This is a genomic window from Curvivirga aplysinae, assembly GCF_009711445.1.
Classification (GTDB): domain Bacteria; phylum Pseudomonadota; class Alphaproteobacteria; order UBA8366; family Aestuariispiraceae; genus Curvivirga; species Curvivirga aplysinae.
This window is the reverse complement of the sequence record NZ_SMMC01000034.1, coordinates 1-2,840: the sequence shown is the minus strand read 5'-3', so window position 1 is coordinate 2,840 and position 2,840 is coordinate 1. Positions and strand designations below refer to the sequence as shown.

3 protein-coding genes are annotated in these 2,840 nt (G+C 44.9%); 1 reads left to right on the top strand and 2 read right to left on the bottom strand.

Going from position 1 to position 2,840, the window contains the following annotated elements; all coding sequences use genetic code 11:
* The first annotated feature begins 34 nt into the window (after positions 1-34).
* Positions 35-802, top strand: coding sequence for an enoyl-CoA hydratase/isomerase family protein (locus E1160_RS00275; RefSeq protein WP_155152992.1), 768 nt, complete (start codon positions 35-37; stop codon positions 800-802).
* Positions 803-883: 81 nt separating this feature from the next.
* On the opposite strand, the gene E1160_RS00270 is transcribed toward E1160_RS00275, so the two are convergent.
* Positions 884-1,816 carry an electron transfer flavoprotein subunit alpha/FixB family protein gene (locus E1160_RS00270; RefSeq protein ID WP_155152991.1) on the bottom strand — a complete coding sequence of 311 codons (933 nt, stop codon included), beginning with the start codon at positions 1,814-1,816 and terminating at the stop codon, positions 884-886.
* A gap of 14 nt (positions 1,817-1,830) precedes the next feature.
* Positions 1,831-2,580 carry an electron transfer flavoprotein subunit beta/FixA family protein gene (locus E1160_RS00265; RefSeq protein ID WP_155152990.1) on the bottom strand — a complete coding sequence of 250 codons (750 nt, stop codon included), beginning with the start codon at positions 2,578-2,580 and terminating at the stop codon, positions 1,831-1,833.
* Positions 2,581-2,840 lie beyond the last annotated feature (260 nt).

Below are 2,840 nucleotides of genomic sequence, written 5' to 3'. Positions count from 1 at the left end.
TTAAAAGAGTTAAAGAATATTCTAAGGGGGGCTTATGCCAAATATTATCCGTGAAGAAATCGAAACAGGTATCATACGTCTTGGGATGAATCGTAAGCCGGTGAATGCGATGACACCGGAATTTCTAAAAGAATTGGCAATGGCTTATAAAGAGGTGGAATCTGATGAAAATGCCAAAGCCTTGATTATTGGTAGTGATCTTGCGGTTTTATCTGCCGGGGTGGATTTAAAGGAAGCAGTTTGTTTTTCCAAGGATGAACAAATCGCTTTATTAAAAGGCTTGCATGAGTTTCTGATTGTTGCCTATGGCCTAAAGATGCCCGTTATTTGTGAATGCGCAGGTGCGGCGATAGCGGGTGGCTTTTTCTTTGTGTTAACCGCCGATTATACAGTGGCAATTAAAGGGGCGAATTTTGCGTTGGCTGAAGCGAAGGTTGGAGTGAATTTTCCAACGGCGCCTTTGGAAATTGCTCGTCATGCGCTAACCCCAGCTGCATTGCGTTACATGATGCTAAGTGGTGAATTCGTTGGAACAGAAAAAGCGTTGGCCTGGGGTATCATTGATGAAGAAGTTGAGGGCGATCGTGACACAGTGAAAGCAGCTGCAGTTAAAGCGGCAAAACGATATGCGAAATTACCTTCAAAAACCTATGGCATGATCAAAACAGATATCCGTGGGGAATGTGTTGAAAGTATCATTCGTGATGCGGCCGCCAATAAAGACGGCACGGCGGATGGCTGGTTTAATGATGAAACCGTCGATGCCATGAATGCGATGATCGCTGCGACGCAGAAGGCTTAAATTGATTTAAGAACAAAAAAGCCGCGCTGGATAATCCCAACGCGGCTTAATTCTTTGTCGCTTTGACTTGTGACTAATGGATTAGTCTAGCGCGCCTTCCAATTCAGGAACCGCGTCGAACAAGTCAGCTACCAAACCGTAGTCAGCAACTTGGAAGATTGGAGCCTCTTCATCTTTGTTGATAGCAACAATAACTTTAGAGTCTTTCATACCCGCCCAATGCTGGATCGCGCCGGAAATACCAACAGCGATATAAAGGTCAGGCGCAACAACTTTACCTGTTTGACCAACCTGGTAGTCGTTTGGCACATAACCAGCGTCCACAGCTGCACGGGATGCACCAACAGCCGCACCAAGTTTATCAGCAACTTTATAAAGCATATCAAAGTTTTCACCAGCACCCATACCACGGCCACCGGAAATAACGATTTTTGCAGATGTTAATTCTGGGCGATCAGATTCTGTTACTTCTTCACGAATGAAAGAAGACAGGCCAGCGTCGCCTGTTGCGTCCACAGCTTCTACTGCTGCAGAACCACCTTCAGCCGCTGCAGCTTCAAAAGCTGTTGTACGAACTGTGATGATGTTTTTGCTTTCAGCAGATTCAACTGTTGCAATAGCGTTACCAGCATAGATTGGACGTTCGAAAGTTGTTGCAGATTGAACTGCGGTTACTTCAGAAATTTGTTGTACATCCAACAATGCAGCAACACGTGGCATTGTGTTTTTTGCAGAAGTGGTTGCAGGTGCCCATACATGGCTGAAGCTCTCAGCCATTTTAACGATTGCAGGCGCAACGTTTTCAGCCAACTGCTTTTCATATTCTGCGCTATCAGCAACCAATACTTTGGAGACGCCTGCGATTTTCGCTGCTGCTTCCGCAGCTGCACCGCAACCAGAACCGATAACGGCAACCGTGACGTCACCACCAGCAGCTTGAGCTGCTGTTACTGCATGCAAGGTAGCGGCTTTAATTTCAGAACCATCATGTTCAGCAATAATTAAGTTAGACATTATACAGCCTCCCCTTACAGAACTTTAGCTTCGTTTTTAAGCTTGTCGACCAATTCAGCGACAGAGCCAACAATCACACCGCCGGAACGTGCTTCAGGTTCGGCAACTTTGATTGTTTTCAAACGTGGTGTTACGTCTACGCCATAATCAGCAGCGGATTTTGTATCCAATGGCTTTTTCTTTGCTTTCATGATGTTTGGCAAAGAAGCGTAGCGAGGTTCATTCAAGCGAAGGTCAACAGAAACAACTGCTGGCATGTTCACTTTGATTGTTTCCAAACCACTATCAACCTCGCGTGTTGCTTCCAAGGAGCCATCGCCAAGTTCGATGTTGGAAACGAATGTTGCTTGCGGCCAACCTGTCAACGCGCCCAGCATCTGTGCTGTTTGGTTGCTGTCGTCGTCGATTGCTTGTTTACCGAGCAATACGATGCCTGGATTTTCTTCGTCCATTACCGCTTTCAACAATTTAGCAACAGCCAATGGCTCTACCAATTCGTCTGTTTCGATCAGGATCGCGCGATCCGCGCCCATTGCCAATGCTGTACGCAATGTTTCCTGTGCTTGTGCAGCGCCGATGGATACGGCAACGATTTCGTCTGCTTTACCTGCTTCTTTCATACGAATTGCTTCTTCAACAGCAATTTCGTCAAACGGGTTCATAGACATTTTGACATTAGCGGTTTCAACTCCGCTTTGGTCAGCTTTCACACGTACTTTAACGTTGTAGTCAACTACGCGTTTAACTGGAACGAGAACCTTCATGGTCAATTCCTCACACTAAACTTAGCCATAGATTTTGGGCGTAACGGGAAGTGATCTTGCATCCAATTTAAGCCAAGTCAAGTAAGAAGATTAGTGAATCTCTAGAATATTTTCTCTGTGACGTGTTTGGTGATTTCAGTGACGCAATCAGTCAAAATTCTCATCATTGATTATCTCTTTTTAGAATGAATTTTGAGAGGCGAAAATCTGTCTGAATATAAAGATAAAACCATAAATACTGTATATGTTCTAATTTTATT